Source organism: Corynebacterium sp. HMSC064E08 (assembly GCF_001811805.1).
In the GTDB taxonomy this organism is placed as follows: Bacteria; Actinomycetota; Actinomycetes; order Mycobacteriales; family Mycobacteriaceae; genus Corynebacterium; species Corynebacterium jeikeium_D.
The window spans coordinates 113085-129237 of sequence record NZ_KV806703.1 but is presented as its reverse complement, the minus strand read 5'-3'; the positions used below and the strand labels follow the sequence as shown (position 1 = coordinate 129237).

Here is a 16153-nt window from a genome sequence, read left to right as displayed (position 1 = left end):
GATTTTCGGGAAGAACAACTTCCGGTAGTCCCTGCCCCTGAAGCGCAGGAACCGGAGGCGCAACAACCGGCTGCAGCTGAAGGATCAGCATCGCTTCCCTATGCCATCTTCCGTCCGCTGCGCGGTGTTTTCGAAGATAACTGGGGAGCCAAAGTATCCAAGTCCCGGCCGTGGCCGGTCATCCTCCTGCACGGAACAGGCCAGGTCAAGGGCATTTGGGAGGCCCTTGGCGGTCAGTTGCGGGAGGATGGCTGGGCTGTCTTCGCGCCAGACTTTGGGCACCGCGCAACAGACCCCATCAATCAGTCCATCGACATGCTCGTGCCCTACATCAAGGCTGTCCTGCACGCCACTGACGCAAAGCACGCCGTTATCGTGGGGCACTCGCAAGGCGGCTTAATCGCCACCCTGCTTTCTCTACGCATTTCCAAGTACATCAAGCATGTTGTCTGTCTTGCCGCCCCCAATCACGGCACCAACCTGGGCGGCATCGCTTCCGGCATCACTAAGATTCCCGGCACGAGGTCGCTGATGAGCAACTTTGTTCAGAGCTACTGGGGCGTTTCCGGCTTGGAACAGCTCACGGGCTCAAAGATGGTTTTGAACTCCAATTCCCACGATATTCTCGGCCCCGGCGTTACTTACACCTGTATTGCCACTAAGTATGACCAGCTCATTTCCCCGCCACAGTCCTGTTTCTTGGATGATGGTGACACAGGCATGGTCACCAATCTCTATGTGCAGGACACGTTCCCTCAAGCCATCGTTTTGCATGAGCAGATGGCACACGATTGGCGTCCCCGCACTCTTACTCGCGAGGCACTATTCAAGCTGGTAGGCGAGGATTTTGACCCAACCGAGCATGCGGAATAGACCGCTCCTAACGCGGATTTTCCCGCCGACAGCCGCTCGCCCGTCCCAGCCAAATCCGAGTCCGGCAGCAGGGAACCTCAGCGACCCCGTTCCGGTTATCGCATTACATGGCACGCTCGATAGTCCCGGCGCGTGGGCACCGCTTGCCGACGGACTCCGTTCCCTCGGCCGCCGAGTCTATGTACCGGCCTACGGAAACCGCGGCACTGCTGCCCTTGCGGATTCTGTCGCCGAAGTCGAGGACTATATCAACGGAGTTTGCGCTGAAACGAACTCGGACACGGTCGACATTGTGGCTCACTCTCAGGGTGGGCTATTGGCTTTCCTGTTATTTACACGCCTAGCGAACCTTGAATACGAGCGCATTTCATTTCGCCGTGTCATCAGCGTGTCGGGCTCTGTCGGCGGCGTAAATCTGACTGGAATTTCCCGCATTTTGGGCTGGCGAAATGGGTCTCTTGCCCGCTGGCTAATGGGACAGGCTTTAGCCGATCAAATTGCGGTAGCGGCAGAAAAATATGACCTTCCTGCCGCCAACACTGCCCCACACCTCCGAGGGCGCAAGGCAGCTGCACCTGACTGGATTAACGTCATCAGCCACCATGACAGTCTGGTCATTCCGTGGTCCGATACCGCGCAGAGTTTCCTGCCGGACAGTCGAACTGTTTTGCTCGAATCCGAGCTGGAGGGCAGGTCTGTTGCGCATTGGAAGCAGCAAACAGACCCCGAAGTGATCGATCTGATCACTCGGCTATTGGCGTAGAGCTTCGACCTAGAACTTGGTCAACGACTCGCGCGCGGTGACGACATCCGCAAGCAGCTGCTGCGCAGCTGGCGAGGGGTTATCGGAGGTGAGGGCCTCGATGACGACGTCGGGAAGCCCTGCGGCGCGGTAGTCGTCGACAGTGACATCGCCGTACTCAAGGACGCCGTGGAGCCATGCGACTGCACGCGACTCTGGCGAAATGCAGCGTCGTGCGGTGCGTTCCTGCTGAACGAGCACATCGCGGTTTTCCACCCCGCGCATCCCCAGCCGCGCAAGAGTGCGAGCAGCAGAGATAAGGTTCTCACCGGCGACACGATCCTGCTGATTCGGGTTGGCCGGCGGCTTCTTCCGACCACGACGGCGCACGTAGAGCTCCTGCTGGCCAATACCGACCAGGGAACCATCGCGGTTTCGGATTACAGAGGTGTATGGAACGACCGTCGAATAGCCGCCTTCTGTTTCCGCCTTAAGCTTTTCGACCATCTCATCCGGCACCTCTACCTCGAGGTACGCACCGTTCTTACCTGGGCGGATGAACTCAAACGAACCAGTTCGCGTCCATGCCTCGTACTTCTTGACGTCCAGGCGCTGCATAACCAACGTGCCGAACAGCACATCCGTCATCGAAAACAGCGCACCGCCAAATGCCGCGCCATGCATATTCGCAGTCAGAGCGTTCAGGCGCAGCTCCAATCGCCCCTCAGACCAGTCATCCGCAATCTCGGTGATACGGATGCCGGTGCCAAACAGCGGCGGCCAAATGTTCAGCAAGAACTTTGCCTTAGCCGGGGACATCTCTTTCTCAGCAAGTTTGTACAGGGTGCGTCGCAGCGAGGGACCAATAGACATAACTACTTACATTAGGTGCTGACCGGACAGACGCGGGCATTATTGTCAGAAAACAAACATGTGTCGGCTTCAGCACATGCTTTACGACGGTTCCAGCGCCCCACCTTTTAATAAGACAGCGACTATTTAGGCAGCAAACCGTTCCGCCAGCGTATTGACGCGCCGAGTAAAGAAATCCCGCAATTGCGCGTAGCGGGGATAACCATAAATGCCGCGGTCAGCTGGGTCATCATATTCCCAGCGCTCAGTTTCTACATCTGGCGCAATGTAGTCCGATACATCGATTTTCCCCACAACAATGACCACATCCGCACTATCCGCGAGAGATGGCGTGAGCTGATGAGGATCTCCATCGCACCGTGCCCCCACCTCACAGAGTGCACGCCGCGCGTCTTCATCCAGACCGCGGTCATCATCATCGATGCTGATACCTGCTGACAAAACTGTCAGGCCCGGGGCAGCTTGCCGCAGCAGCCCTTCTAGTACGCGTGAGAGTCCCATGTTTGAACTACTGACAAAGAGCACCTCTGACATGGCTCTATCGTAGAATATTTTTCTCAGAGAAATCACCCCAGCTTGTGGGGTTTTCTGGAAGGTTTTACAGAAAAATGCCAAAAGCGCCCATAGCGCAGGCCCTTCCCCGAGACCAGCCCTATCGACGCTTATGACTTAAAAACAAAGCCCACTTTACATACGCACGTAACCCCTGTGAAGCATGGGGCTGGAGTTGCGGATGTGAATGCTCCGTGACCTGTGATTTTCCGGCTGTCGGTGTTGCGTGTCCTGTTGTCAGTGTTGCGTTGTCCCACTGTCGGTGTTGCGTTGTCCCGCTGTCGGTGTTGCGTTAACTTATCGATGCGATATTCACCTATCGATACGCAGCAGCGTGGCCATAAGTGAATAGCTCATCCATATGTTGACCGGGACTTCCGACAGCGTGGCCATAAGTGACAGAGAACTGCCCGACACCCAGCCCCGACAGGCATTTGCCCCTTAATCAGCCTTTAAACGCATCCTTTGCTCCCCCCCCAAAAAAAAGCCCCCTTCAAAAGCCCCACCCCCTAAAACCAAAGAACCCCAGGCCAGAAAACTTCCTGACCTGGGGTTTTGGAGCCGGAAACGGGACTCGAACCCGTAACCTACTGATTACAAATCAGTTGCGCTACCAATTGCGCCATCCCGGCAACTTTAAAGCGACCTTTTGGCGTTAGCCGTCGCTGGCTCGAAAGAATCAGAGTCAACCTGAGAATCGAACTCAGCTGTGCCGCTGACAGGCGATTGTACAGGTTGGCAAGCAGAAGTTAAAAACGACACCACAGGAAAACTGCAACCGCACTTCTTGAACACTTTTCCACACGCTAAAAGCCCCGCTCAGATAGGCAAATTCACCGCCTCAAAAACGAATTGAGATTCTCGGTCACTGACGGGGTAGTGTGACTATCGCTAAATCACTGGGGCTATGTTTCTGCAACGTCTCCGCATCGCGTCTTTGCAGCATCACTGCAATGCACCCCAGGCAGTATCGGGGAAAGGAAGTGTCGACATGTCATTCGCTAGTGACAGCAATTCCAACGCCGGAGAAAACTCCGCTGCGAAGAATGATCTCTACGACGCTGAAGCCACTGTCTCTTACGACGACACTCCGCAGACCCAGTTTCCTGCAATCGAAGATCAGTCCACCTTCAAGCAGCGCGTGATTGATTTCGTTTCCGGCCCAACGGCAACTGTCGACCTAGTGCACTCGACTACTACCCCGCTGCCGCTGGCACCGATCGATTATTCCGACCCGAGTCAGGTCACGGCCGTACTCGATCTCGCTGCTCGCATCGGCGGGCTATTGCTGGCATGTGGCTCGGGCAACCGCGATACCGAGCTGCAAATTAAGGCCGTGACCTCAGCCTATGGCCTCACCCAAATCCAAGTCGATATCACGTTGACCTCTGTGACGGTCTACCACCTCATCGGCGCGCGCCGTACCCCTATTACCGCGATGCGCGTTGTCACCGCACCAGTGCCCGACTTCGAGCGCTTGCGTCACACCGACCGTGTCATCCGCCGAATTCGCGCGGGCCACCTGAGCTTGGAGGAGGCTATTGAGGCTATCGACAAGGTCGAGCGTGAGCCCGCAAAATACCGCCTCCGCGTCATCTACACTGGCTGGGCATTGCTGGCTTCATCTGTGACAGTGCTGCTCGGCTCGAGTTTCGAGGTCGCCCTTATCGCGGCTGCGGTCACACTGGCCATCGTCATCGTGATTGGTGAACTCGCTGCCCGCGAGTTGCCCACATTCTTTCAGAATGCAGTCGGCGGTCTCATTGCCACGCTCTCCGCTGCTGTGCTCAATGCGGCGCAGGCGTATCTCCCCTTTGAGATGCAGCCATCCAGGCTGATCGCCTCGGGAATTATCGTGATGCTCGCCGGCCTAACCCTCGTGCAAGCACTGCAAGACGGCATCACCGGCGCACCTGTGACTGGCTCCGCGCGCTTCTTCGACACCATGTTGTTGACCGGCGGAATCGTCGCTGGCATCGCAATGGGCATCGAGTTTTCCGGAATGCTGGGCATTCCGCTTCCCGACGTCATCGCGGGTTCTGACCTCAACCTGGCACAGGCGACAGTGAGGGTGATAGCGGGAACTACCGCCTCAATCGCATTTGCGTTGGCCTCGAATGCTGGGTTCACCGCGTTGTCAGTGTCCGGAACGGTCGCTCTGCTGGGGTCGATGACCTACTACTACGTGTTGACTCCGCTGGGAGTTCATCCGGTGACCAGCGCAGGCGCGGCAGCAACGCTGATTGGTCTCATCGGTGGCCTGCTGGCACGACGTTGGTCCATCCCGCCGCTGATTACGGCAGTGGCAGGCGTAACCCCGCTGCTTCCGGGTATGACGATCTACCGAGGTATGCACGCACTGCTGCACGACCACCCGACCAAGGGGTTTACGGCGCTGGCCTCAGCGCTAGGCATTGCGACGGCACTAGCTGCGGGTATTGTCCTCGGTGAATGGATGGCGCGCAGACTCCGTCGCCCTCGCGCACTGCGCGAAGACAGTGGCCTGACCCGCCCAATCCGGGCTGGTATGCGTCGCATCCGTCCTGTGAATCCGCGGAACAAGCCTCGCCGTCCACGCAACTACCGCTTCAAGGGCGGTATGAACCCGCGCGTGGACTAGTCGCTGCGTGAACTGGTCGCTTCCGGAACCAGGTTCTCCACACCGCGCGACCTATCAACAACGTGGTAGAATAAGGTTTTTGAATTGTAAGTAGCGCTTAAAGCTGAAACTGCGTCATCACAATCCCATTCCTTCTTCACTGAACTCGGTTGAGCTCAGTGCCGGGAGCATGTGGCGAGATGGCTGGCAGAAGTAGGTGTATGGGGCGCAATTAAGGCCATGCTTGCCAGGAGGATTCGTGCCACCGAAGGTCACAGACACTCGCACTGCTCAGAACGAGGCTCTTCACAAGGTCGAAGAAAAGACCGCTGCTGGCGCACGGCGAATTGTGGCTACCTTCGCCGAGGACTTCTACGATGCCGTCACTCTGATGTGCATGCTCGGAGTGGAGAAGGAAGGCCTGAGCTTCAAGAAGGTTCACGAGGAGTACGAGAAGGAAAACGCTCCGAAGACCGCAAAGCGCACACGCAAGTCCACTAAGAAGACTGCGAAGAAGTCGACCAAGAAGGCCGCAAAGAAGACCACTCGTAAGACGGCGAAGAAGGCTGCCAAGAAGGCCTCTAAGAAGACGACGAAGAAGGCTGCTAAGAAGACAACCAAGAAGGCAGCTAACTAACGGGGTCACGCAGCATGGGTCTGAGCGGGAAAAAGGCGGTTGCCGCAGTAGCTGTCGTTGCGGCAGTGTCCATGACGGCTACCGCATGCCAGGCAAAGCCGGCAGCGGAGATCGTCGGCAAGCAATGGCAGATAACCGCAATTTTTGATGACCCAAACCTGCCCCACGGTGTGCCGGACGGAACTCAGGCGCCGACTATTACGTTGGGGCAGACAACATATACCTTCGCTGATTCCTGTGGCAACGGCTCTGGTTCGCTGCAGTGGAAGGGCGAGGCGGTCGAATTCGGCACCCCGGAGCAGACTCGCAGTTTGGACTGCTCAGACCAGGCGCAGACCTATTCGGAGCGCTTCCACAAGATTGTGGCGGGCGAATTCGTCTACACGCAGGACAACAATGGTCTGCGCATGCGAGAGATGAAAGACCCCAAGCCAGGCGAGGATCGCCGTGGCTGGACTGCGACAACCTCGGGTTACACCGAGGGGCGCTGACGCCACTTCTGATCGACAGGCGCATCGGTGCCGGGGTGCGAAACCCGCGCGTAAGAACCGCGGTGGTAAATGAGCGGATTGATTTCTTCACGCTTGCCGATAGCCACAATATCCGCCGTCACAATCCAGTGATCGCCGCCTTCGTAAACATCAACGACGGTGCAATCAATCCACACGGAGCAGCCGTGCAATAAAGGGTTGCCCAGCTCAGAGCGGGTCCACTTCCCCGTCTTGAACTTTTCGCCATTACTGCGGCCGAAGGCTGCCGAGATATCCTCCTGATCCTCGGCCAACACATTGACGGAGAAGCGTCCAGCGTTCCCTATATGCGGCCAGGACCGCGAGGTCTTCATGACAGTAAACAGAACCATCGGTGGAGTGAGACTCAGCGAGGAAAAAGACTGGCAGGCGAAACCGTACGCTTCGCCTTCATCCTCGGTGGCGATAATGGTCACGCCAGTGGTGAACTCACTCATCGCGCCACGGATAGACATTTCATCCAATTCGACGGGGCCGCCAAGTTCGACATGGTCGTCGCGGGTAGCTTCCGGACTGTTGAGAGCCGCAGCTGATCGGTCGGTGCTCGAATTTGTTGAATCTGTCATGTAATAGACCTTAATCTGAATCCGAACACAGTAAAGACGAGGTGGGGTTTACCACCCCAAGAGCCCCCGATAGCGCCACGATGTTGTTACCGTCGTCGGCCCGCTACCCGGCTGACGGTGCCGACGGCGCTGCGGTTGTCGATCCAACGACAAACTCAGTCTCCAACAAGACGCGAGGAGCGCGACCGCTGTCCTCGCGTGCGGCCTCAAGTTCCTCGGCCAGCGCGCGGCCGACGGCAATGCCCTTCTGCCTATTCGGCTGAATTACAGTGGTCAGCTTGTGGAAGAGGGCGCGCTCGATTCCGTCAAAGCCTGTGATGGACAGGTCCTCCGGAACACGAATTCCGTTCTCCTTGGCATATTCCAAGACCGCAATTGCCTGAGTATCCGTGGTACAGACCACCGCCGTGAGATCCGGGTTGTCGGTCAGCAGCTGGCGAGCCGCATCGCGGTTATTCTCGCGGTCATTGAGGTGACGCTCAATGATAGGCACATCTGCCTGCTGAATACCGGCCTCGGCAAGCGCTTCCAGCGCACCTTCGACGCGGTTCTTCTGCACCTGGTGATGAGCTTCTGCCAGCCGCTTCTCCGTGACATATCCCGAGTTCGGGGTACGCGACAATCGCACTGACAAGATTCCCACCTTGCGATGTCCCAGTTCAGTCAGGTGTCGCACCGCGGGCTTGATGGCCTCACGGTCATCGATGCCCACAAACGGTAGAGCCACCGCATCTGCAGGCTGGTCGCACACGACCGTCGGCAAGCCACGGGCGCGCACGGCAGCGAGGAACGGATCGTTGTCCGCGACGGAGTAGACCACGAAACCGTCGACCACCGCTTGCCGAATCAGATTGAGATCTACGTCCCCACCCTCCTCGGAGGAAGCTGGAATGACCAACATGGAGTCGCCCATTTCGCCGAGCTCCTCTGCGAGGCCGGCGAGAAAATCCACCGACGCAGGGTCTTCAAAAGCGAACGGGAGGTGCTCGGTGAACAGCACGCCGATGGCGCCAACCCGGCGCATGCGCAGACCGCGAGCCATTGGGTCCGGCCCGGGATAGCCAAGCCGCTCCGCAGTTTCCAAGATGTGCTCCCGCAACTTCTCCGAGAGCTGGTCAGGGCGGTTGTAGGCATTGGATACGGTCGTGCGCGAGACCCCAAGTTCTGCAGCGATGGAAGCCAAGGTGCCACGACGACGCCGACTTTGCACGGAATACCGACCCTTCTTGAAAAACCAACAGCGACTGCCCGCTCAGATATCTTCGTCCAGCTACCTCAGGTAGAAAACCTCGATTTTATGGAAAAGAACTACAACGAGCCTCACACGCATCTAATCGCGGACAACTTTACCCAACGAATGTGCGCGACTGTCATTTCGGCCACTCCGGCAGAGGCCCGCCTTGTGACTGGGTCTCCGCAGCCCCTACTATGTTCTTTGAACTAAAAGACAACTGTTTTCAATAGCGGTTAATGCTCAGGAGCTGAATAAAAGGAATAATTCAGCCCGCAACAGGATTGGATACATATATGAAGGCACGCTTTTCCACGCGCATCGCGGCGCTAGTCGCCAGCGCCGGCCTCGTCGCAGGTCTCGGCGCATGCTCCAGCAATGATGACAGCGCTACGTCCGCGGGCAAGTCCGAAGACACCATTAAGGTGGTCACCTCCACCAAGGTCTGGGCAGACGTCGCCGACGCAGTCACCGACGACGAGAAGGTCTCCATCGACCCGATTATCGCGTCCAACGACATCGACCCTCACTCCTACGAACCGGCCGCAGCCGACATGGCAAAGGTAGAGGACGCCGATATTCTCGTCGCAGGTGGCGGGCATTACGACGCATGGCTGACCTCCTCTCTGCGTGACGCAAAGGACAAGGTCATCATCTCTGCGCTGCCGCAGGAAGAAGGCCATGACCACGAACATGACCATGATCACGAGGGCCACGACGACCATGATCACGAAGGTCACGACCACGACCACGAAGGTCACGACCATGATCACGAGGGCCACGAGCACGACCATGAAGGCCACGAGCATGATGGCGAAGGTCACGACGACCACGAAGGCCACGAGCACCACCACCATGACGGCGAAGCCAACGAACACGTCTGGTACGACACCGATGCGGTTGAAGAAACTGCAGAGCAGCTCGCCGAAGCTCTGACCAAGCTGGGCGCCAAGGCCGACACCAAGGCCGTCGATAAGGAAATCAAGGACATCGAAGAGGCCAAGAGCAAGCTCAAGGCCGCTAAGGTTGCTCAGGTTCACCCGCTGGCCGATGACATCCTGAAGGACACGAAGGTCGAGGACATCACCCCGAAGGGCTACCGTCAGTCCACGCTGAATGAGTCCGAGCCGTCGGCAAGCGATGTCAATGAAATGCTGAAGCTGATTGAGTCCGGCGAGTTGGACTACCTCATCGACGCACCGCAGACCCACGACCAGGTCTCGCAGCGACTCGTCGAGGCTGCCAAGGCAAAGGGCGTTAAAATCGTCGATGTTTTTGAGTCGCCGAGCGCTGACCAGTCGTTCTTTGATCTCTACAAGCAAACCCTTTCCGATATGGAGTCCGCATAACTTTGCCCTCACTGACTTTTACTGACGCAGCCGTCGAGCCGCTGTGGTCCGGTCTCAATTTGAATATCGAACCTGGCGAGTTCTTGGCCATCCTGGGCCCCAACGGCGTCGGCAAATCCACGCTGCTGACCACTGCCCTTGGCATGCGCCGGCTGACTCACGGTTCAGTAAAAGTCGACGGAAACCTGGGCTACATTCCACAGCAGCGGATGTTCGAGCCCTCACTGCCCATTCGGGTTCGCGACCTCGTCGAGCTGGCAGCCGGCAAGAGCCGCTCCGCCACCGACGAAATGCTGGACTTTGTCGGCGCGGGCGGTATTGCGGACCGTCGCGTCGGCACGCTCTCTGGCGGTCAGCAACAGCTTGTCCGTCAGGCGCAGGCGCTCGTTTCGGCGCCGGATTTTTTGCTTTGCGACGAGCCTCTGCTCTCCCTCGACCCTGCGGCACAACGGACCACGGTCGAGCGCCTGGACCGGCATCGCCGGGAAAATGACACGGCAGTCGTCTTTGTCACCCACGACATCAATCCCATCCTGGGTGTCTGTGACCGGGTGCTCTACCTGACGCCGCATGGACATGCGGTCGGATCGGTCGAGGAAATCATCACCTCAGAGACGCTCTCGGAGCTCTACCAAACCAACATTGCGGTTGCCCGTGTCGAGGGAAAGTTGGTTATCGCCTAATGACCCTACTGGCTCAGTATTTCTCCGACACCGCCGCCCTACTCCAGGTCGGATTCGTCCACAATGCCCTCATTGCAGCAGCACTGCTTGGGCTGATTTCCGGCATCATCTCGCCACTGATCGTCATGCGGCAGATGAGCTTCACTGTCCACGGCACCAGTGAGCTCGCACTCATGGGCGCATCCGCGGCTCTACTACTTGGTGTCAGTGTCAGCAGCGGTGCCATTATCGGCTCGGTGCTCATCGCAATAGTCCTGGCGGCGCTGTCACTTCGAGGGCGCCAAGATGCGGTTGTGGGCGTGGTTTTGAGCTTCGGCATGGGCTTATCGGTGCTGTTTATCCACCTCTACCCTGGCCGGACAAGTACCGCGTTTTCACTTCTCACCGGCCAGATCATTGGTCTGACTGACACTTCTCTATGGACGATGGCCATCGTCGCGGTCATCGTCGTCGGCGGCGTTGCCTGGAAATGGCGGCCGCTGCTATTCGCCTCCGCTGACCCCATCATGGCCGCCGCCTGTGGTGTCAACGTCAAGGCGCTATCGATCTACTTCGCGATTCTCACCGGTCTCGTCGCCGCCCAAGGCGTGCAGATTGTCGGCTCCCTGCTCGTCATCGCCCTGATTATCACCCCGGGTGCCGCAGCCGCATTCGTTACTGCCTCGCCGGTGAAGGCCATCATCCTCTCGACCATCTTCGCCGAGGTCGCGGCCGTCGGCGGCATCGTTCTCTCACTCGCACCGGGCATCCCGGTCAGCGTTCTAGTGACGACAATCGCGTTTGCCATCTACCTGATTTGCTACGCCATTGGAGCGGTGCAGTCGCGTAAGGCAACACGTGACGACGTTCAGGCTGCCAAGTGGAGAAAATAGACACATACGCTTTTCGGAGTAGCTGTTAAAACAACAAAAATATCGGGCAGCTCCTCGAGTGACGATTGCGGAGAAGGTGCGTCCACCTTCCCTCTCGCCACCGAGGGGCTGCCCGTATTTTTACTGGATTCTCTAAAAGCAGACTCCAATACCCCCAGCTCTTTTTAAGACTGCGAGGCTGCCGAAATGGGGTGACCCGGCAGACAGAAAAACTAACGCTGAGGATGTCGTGGTCTGACATCTCAGTGACCCAAAAGCTAGCTGTACAAGCCACCGCTAGGTCCGTGCGCTTCCCTAAACTACGGCCAATTACGCCCCTATTTCTAGGAGCATGATATGCCCGCCCTCCCCTTCAGGAAACTACGGATAATTTTCTGTTGGAAGTGATAATAACGCCGTCATTTCTGCAGCGCACGCCGGAAATAGAATTATCTTTAAAGCGCTGAACTACTGGGGGTAGCCATAAGTACCGGCCGCCTTTTAGAACGCAAAATACCCCACGTAAACGCTATTACTATAACGAATTGATAATGGCACCTCCGGGGGTATCAAATGCGCTACTAACTACTCTTTGCCCGGCGCTGGCGGGCAAACTCACTCAGAGTCACACCGGCAGCAACGGAAGCATTGAGCGACTCCACCCAACCGGTCATCGGAATGGACATGATGGTGTCACAGGTATCGCGCACCAGGCGCGAAAGGCCCTTCCCCTCGGAGCCGACGACCACGACCACCGGGGTGGTGCCGTCGTAAGTGTCCAGAGTGTGGTCGCCACCGGCATCCAGTCCAACGACCTGATAGCCAGCCTTCTGGAACTGCTTGAGCGAGCGCACCATGTTTGTCGCCCGTGCAACTGGCAGACGTGCAGCAGTACCAGCCGAGGTACGCCAGGCCACGCCCGTAATAGCGGCCGAGCGACGCTCCGGAATCACCACACCGTGGCCGCCAAAGGCCGCCACCGAGCGAATGACCGCACCCAGGTTACGGGGGTCGGTGATGTTATCCAGGCAGACGATAAGGCCCGGCTCCCCGGTCTTGGCCACCGAATCAATCAGATCTTCGACAGACGAGTACTTGTACGGCGGAATCTGCAGGCCGATGCCCTGGTGCATGGTGTTGCCGGTCATGGTGTCCAACTCGTGGCGGGGCACCTCGCGAATCGGGATACCACGGGAGTTAGCAATACGCACTGACTCCTGCAGGCGCTCGTCATTGTCGGTACCCAGCGCCACAATCAGCGCTGCCGCTGGCACCTTTGCATGCAGGCACTCCACGACCGGGTTACGGCCAACTACCAGCTCGGTGCCATCCCCCTTGCGCTCATGACGCCCCGAGTCACGGCGGCGCTTCTCTTTCGCCCGCTTATGAGCTGCGTGATAAACGCGGTCCTCTGCTTTCGGGGTCGGCCCCTTGCCACGCAAGCCACGCTTTTGGCCACCGGAGCCGCCAACGTTCTTCTTGCTTGCCTTGCGCACTGCACCACGACGACCGTTGCCTGCCATAGCTACCTGCTTCCTGTTGTTAATAGTTTTCTTTAGCTTTAGTCAGCGACAGACCATGCCGGACCATCCGCGGTATCAGTTACCTCGATACCCGCTTCCTTCAGCCGGTCGCGTACAGCATCAGCCGTAGCCCAGTCCTTCTCGGCACGAGCCCGGGTGCGCTCCTCCAACTGGTGCTCAACCAGCACACCGAGCGCATGCATTGCTGCATCAGAACCAGAATCGGAGGTTGCCCACTGCTCATTCAGCGGATCGAATCCCAGGACTGCGGCCATAGCGCGGACAGCGCCAGCAATCTCCTTGGCCTTGGTCTCGTCGCCGTCGGCAAGCGCCTGATTGCCCCCACGGACAGCGTTGTGGATTTCCGCGAGCGCGCGGGGGACGGCGAGGTCGTCGTCGAGCGCTGCTTCGAACGCCGGCGTCCACTCACCGATTTCGATATCGCCGAGCTTATCGACGGCACGGTGCATAAACGCCTCGATACGACGGTAGCCCGCTGCCGCTTCCTGCAGAGCCTCCTCGGAGTACTCCAGCACGGAGCGGTAGTGCGCACTACCGAGGTAGTAACGCAGCTCAACCGGACGAACCATGGTCAGGATATGCGGCACGGACAACACGTTGCCGAGCGACTTCGACATCTTTTCGCCGGCCATTGTGACCCAGTGATTGTGCATCCAGTAGCGAGCAAAGCCGTCGCCAGCCGCGTGCGACTGCGCAACCTCGTTTTCATGGTGCGGGAACTGCAGGTCGAGACCACCGCAGTGGATGTCGAACTCCGAGCCCAAGTAGTAGGTGGCCATGGCGGAGCACTCCAGGTGCCAGCCCGGACGGCCATTGCCCCACGGCGTCGGCCACGAGGGCTCGCCCGGCTTGGCAGCCTTCCACAGTGCGAAATCGTGCGCACCGCGCTTGCCCGGAGTATTGGTCTCGCCCTGCTCCATCTCGTCGACGCGGTTGCCGGACAGGCTGCCGTAGTCGCTGCCTTCAGCCTTGGACCAGGCATCCACGTCGAAATAGACGCTGCCATCGACAGCGTAGGCGAAGCCGTTATCCATCAGACGCTGCATGTACTCCACCATCTGAGTGACATGCCCGGTAGCGCGCGGCTCAACGCTCGGCGGGAGAACACCGAGCTGGTTGTAAGCCCAGGTAAATTCGCGTTCAAAGCGGGAGACCCATTCCCACCAAGGGCGGCCGTGCTCGGCGGCCTTGTTCAAGATCTTGTCATCGATATCGGTAACGTTGCGCACAAAGGCGACGTCATACCCCTTGGCGATCAGCCAACGGCGCAAGATATCAAAGGCCACGCCGGAGCGAACATGGCCAATGTGCGGCTGAGCCTGCGGGGTCGCACCGCACAGGTAAATGGAGGCATGCCCCTCGCGGAGAGGCTCAAAATCCTTCAGTTGGCGGGTTGCGGTATCGAAGATTTGAAAAGTCACAGCCCCGAGCATAGCGGGGAAATAGATACGGGTGAAAAAGAGAAAACGGCTAGCACACACGGGCAATGTGTGTGCGCTAGCCGTTGACCGGAAAAGTGCAGAAAATCCCTACTGGAAGGAACCGGGGAAGGGAAACGATTTATGCGTCTGCGTCCAGGTCCACCGGCTTATCGTCGGCCTCGTCCTTCTTCTCACCGGCGGCACCTTCCTGTGCCAGGGCGCGGTGACGCTCGATAGTGGCATCGACGCGGGCAAAAACTTCCTCGACCTTGGCCTCATCAACGCCGTCGGCAAGCGCGAGCTCACCGACGAGAACCTGGCGAGCCTTGCTCAACATACGCTTTTCGCCGGCGGACAGACCACGATCCTGATCGCGGCGCCACAGGTCACGAACTACCTCAGCGACCTTGTTAATGTCGCCCGAACCCAGGCGCTCCTGGTTGGCCTTGTAGCGACGGGACCAGTTGCCGGCCTCTTCCACGTCGGTCTCACGCAGAACGGAGAAGACCTTCAGCAGCCCCTCTTCACCGACAACGTCGCGGACACCGACCAGCTCGGCATTCTTGGCGGGCACCTGGATATTCAGATCACTCTGCAGAATCTGCAGTACGAGGTACTGAACGGTCTCACCGTTAAGCTCTCGTTCAATGATGTTTTCGATTTTCGCAGCTCCGTGGTGCGGATAAACTACGGTATCGCCAATGCTGAATTCCATGTAATGCACACGCCCTTTCCAACGGCCTTCCACCCTATCATGTCCCCCCATGATTTTACGGGTAGTATGAGAACATCTTAGGAAGACACTAAGGTGTTCTTTAAATACTGAAAATCCTATCGCCCATCCTCAAGCTACTGGAGGAAATCTAGTCATGGCCTTCAAGTCCGTACTTCGCCGCAGCGCCCTCATCACCGTCTCCGCAGCATCCGCAGTTGCACTTGCTGCTTGTGGCGCCGGTCAGATTTCGCAGACCGCAAATCAGCACCCGGCTGTAGACGGTGCGATGAACGGCGGCGAAGATGCTGCCGGCAAGGGTGCTGAGAACACCAACTCGGCTCTTGGCTTCGTCAACATCCGCGACGCTCACATCCTGGTTGACCCGGAGGCTGGTACCGCTGGTCTGAAGTTCTCCGCCAGCAACCAGCAGCGCGCTACCGAGTCGGTCTACACGCTGAAGTCCGTCACCGTTGAAGGTATCGGCGAGGTTGAGCTGAAGAAGGTCGCTGAGACACCTTCCTTCGCTAAGGCTGCAAAGGGCGAGGACTCCCTGCCGCGTGAGTGCCAGATTGTTGCCGGCCCGAAGTCCGTCATCGATCCGCTGGCTAAGACCGCCAAGGACAACACCGGCTGCATCGCGTACTACACCAATGAGCTGGACCCGAGCACCCTGGTTGGCGACAAGAGCAGCGCTGCTGGCCAGAACCGCGAGGCCACCTTCGAGTTCACTGACCCGCAGGGCCAGACCAACACCTACGACCTGGACATCACCATCTCCGCTGACATTCTGGAAGCTGGTGCACCGAACCGCGGTGCTGACGGCATGATTGAATCCAAGTAATCGCAGCACAGTGGTGTTCCTGCGCTGTTCGCGCGCAGCGCACTTTTAGGCGCTGGTACAGCGCAGTCCTGTCCCGCAAATAACGCGAGGCGCTTCATCGAGCGGGCATGGGCGATTGGTCGCTTGATACGGGTCACGGCAGTACA

16 protein-coding genes and 1 tRNA gene are annotated in these 16153 nt (G+C 58.3%); 9 read left to right on the top strand and 8 right to left on the bottom strand.

All coding sequences use genetic code 11. The features are described 5' to 3' along the window. Positions 1–105: 105 nt before the first annotated feature. Both HMPREF2820_RS10210 and HMPREF2820_RS10205 read left to right on the top strand, forming a co-directional pair. On the top strand, positions 106–873 hold the full coding sequence (locus tag HMPREF2820_RS10210) for an esterase/lipase family protein (RefSeq protein ID WP_369449590.1): 768 nt from the start codon (positions 106–108) through the stop codon (positions 871–873). Continuing rightward, on the top strand, positions 863–1636 hold the full coding sequence (locus HMPREF2820_RS10205; RefSeq protein ID WP_070603952.1) for an alpha/beta fold hydrolase: 774 nt from the start codon (positions 863–865) through the stop codon (positions 1634–1636). The genes HMPREF2820_RS10210 and HMPREF2820_RS10205 overlap by 11 nt, the downstream gene beginning before the upstream one ends. 9 nt (positions 1637–1645) lie before the next feature. Here HMPREF2820_RS10205 and HMPREF2820_RS10200 read toward each other — a convergent pair whose 3' ends face one another. The 3 genes from HMPREF2820_RS10200 to HMPREF2820_RS10190 form a co-directional block, all read right to left on the bottom strand. Then, the gene (locus HMPREF2820_RS10200) at positions 1646–2488 is read right to left on the bottom strand and encodes a PaaI family thioesterase (RefSeq protein ID WP_038626554.1); all 843 of its coding nucleotides are present in this window, start codon (positions 2486–2488) and stop codon (positions 1646–1648) included. A gap of 126 nt (positions 2489–2614) precedes the next feature. Then, entirely contained in the window at positions 2615–2989 is a 375-nt protein-coding gene (locus HMPREF2820_RS10195) for a hypothetical protein (protein WP_141698013.1), read from the bottom strand. Between the two features lie 607 nt (positions 2990–3596). Continuing rightward, positions 3597–3672 (bottom strand) — tRNA-Thr (locus HMPREF2820_RS10190). Between the two features lie 359 nt (positions 3673–4031). Here HMPREF2820_RS10190 and HMPREF2820_RS10185 point away from each other — a divergent pair. From HMPREF2820_RS10185 to HMPREF2820_RS10175, 3 genes are all read left to right on the top strand, one after another. Further along, positions 4032–5660 (top strand): threonine/serine exporter ThrE, encoded by a 1629-nt coding sequence (locus HMPREF2820_RS10185; protein WP_070603950.1) that lies wholly within the window; start codon positions 4032–4034, stop codon positions 5658–5660. Between the two features lie 238 nt (positions 5661–5898). Then, the gene (locus HMPREF2820_RS10940; protein WP_070603949.1) at positions 5899–6276 is read left to right on the top strand and encodes a hypothetical protein; all 378 of its coding nucleotides are present in this window, start codon (positions 5899–5901) and stop codon (positions 6274–6276) included. Between the two features lie 14 nt (positions 6277–6290). Next, a complete protein-coding gene (locus tag HMPREF2820_RS10175) occupies positions 6291–6767 on the top strand; it encodes an META domain-containing protein (RefSeq protein ID WP_070603948.1) in 477 nt (158 codons plus the stop codon). Here the strand turns inward: HMPREF2820_RS10175 and HMPREF2820_RS10170 are convergent. Beyond that, complete coding sequence (locus HMPREF2820_RS10170) at positions 6749–7372, bottom strand: flavin reductase family protein (RefSeq protein ID WP_070603947.1); 624 nt, start codon at positions 7370–7372, stop codon at positions 6749–6751. The two genes, HMPREF2820_RS10175 and HMPREF2820_RS10170, sit on opposite strands and share 19 nt — an antisense overlap. Positions 7373–7475: 103 nt before the next feature. Continuing rightward, positions 7476–8582, bottom strand: a complete 1107-nt coding sequence (locus tag HMPREF2820_RS10165; protein ID WP_070439686.1) for a LacI family DNA-binding transcriptional regulator — start codon at positions 8580–8582, stop codon at positions 7476–7478. A gap of 317 nt (positions 8583–8899) precedes the next feature. Between HMPREF2820_RS10165 and HMPREF2820_RS10160 the strand changes: the two genes are divergently transcribed. The 3 genes from HMPREF2820_RS10160 to HMPREF2820_RS10150 are packed head-to-tail and all read left to right on the top strand — an operon-like array spanning position 8900 to position 11507. Further along, positions 8900–9952 (top strand): metal ABC transporter solute-binding protein, Zn/Mn family, encoded by a 1053-nt coding sequence (locus tag HMPREF2820_RS10160; protein WP_070603946.1) that lies wholly within the window; start codon positions 8900–8902, stop codon positions 9950–9952. Between the two features lie 2 nt (positions 9953–9954). Continuing rightward, complete coding sequence (locus HMPREF2820_RS10155; RefSeq protein WP_070603945.1) at positions 9955–10635, top strand: metal ABC transporter ATP-binding protein; 681 nt, start codon at positions 9955–9957, stop codon at positions 10633–10635. Next, positions 10635–11507, top strand: coding sequence for a metal ABC transporter permease (locus HMPREF2820_RS10150; protein WP_070603944.1), 873 nt, complete (start codon positions 10635–10637; stop codon positions 11505–11507). Before HMPREF2820_RS10155 ends, HMPREF2820_RS10150 begins: the two co-directional genes overlap by 1 nt. 560 nt (positions 11508–12067) lie before the next feature. Here HMPREF2820_RS10150 and rlmB read toward each other — a convergent pair. The 3 genes from rlmB to HMPREF2820_RS10135 form a co-directional block, all read right to left on the bottom strand. After that, positions 12068–13009 carry a 23S rRNA (guanosine(2251)-2'-O)-methyltransferase RlmB gene (rlmB, locus tag HMPREF2820_RS10145; RefSeq protein ID WP_070603943.1) on the bottom strand — a complete coding sequence of 314 codons (942 nt, stop codon included), beginning with the start codon at positions 13007–13009 and terminating at the stop codon, positions 12068–12070. A 38-nt stretch (positions 13010–13047) separates the two neighbouring features. Next, entirely contained in the window at positions 13048–14451 is a 1404-nt protein-coding gene (gene cysS / locus HMPREF2820_RS10140) for a cysteine--tRNA ligase (RefSeq protein WP_070603981.1), read from the bottom strand. Between the two features lie 139 nt (positions 14452–14590). Beyond that, positions 14591–15166: a CarD family transcriptional regulator gene (locus HMPREF2820_RS10135; protein WP_005510159.1), complete on the bottom strand. Its 576-nt coding sequence runs from the start codon at positions 15164–15166 to the stop codon at positions 14591–14593. Between the two features lie 154 nt (positions 15167–15320). Between HMPREF2820_RS10135 and HMPREF2820_RS10130 the strand changes: the two genes are divergently transcribed. Further along, positions 15321–16007: a hypothetical protein gene (locus tag HMPREF2820_RS10130; protein WP_070603942.1), complete on the top strand. Its 687-nt coding sequence runs from the start codon at positions 15321–15323 to the stop codon at positions 16005–16007. Positions 16008–16153: the final 146 nt, after the last annotated feature.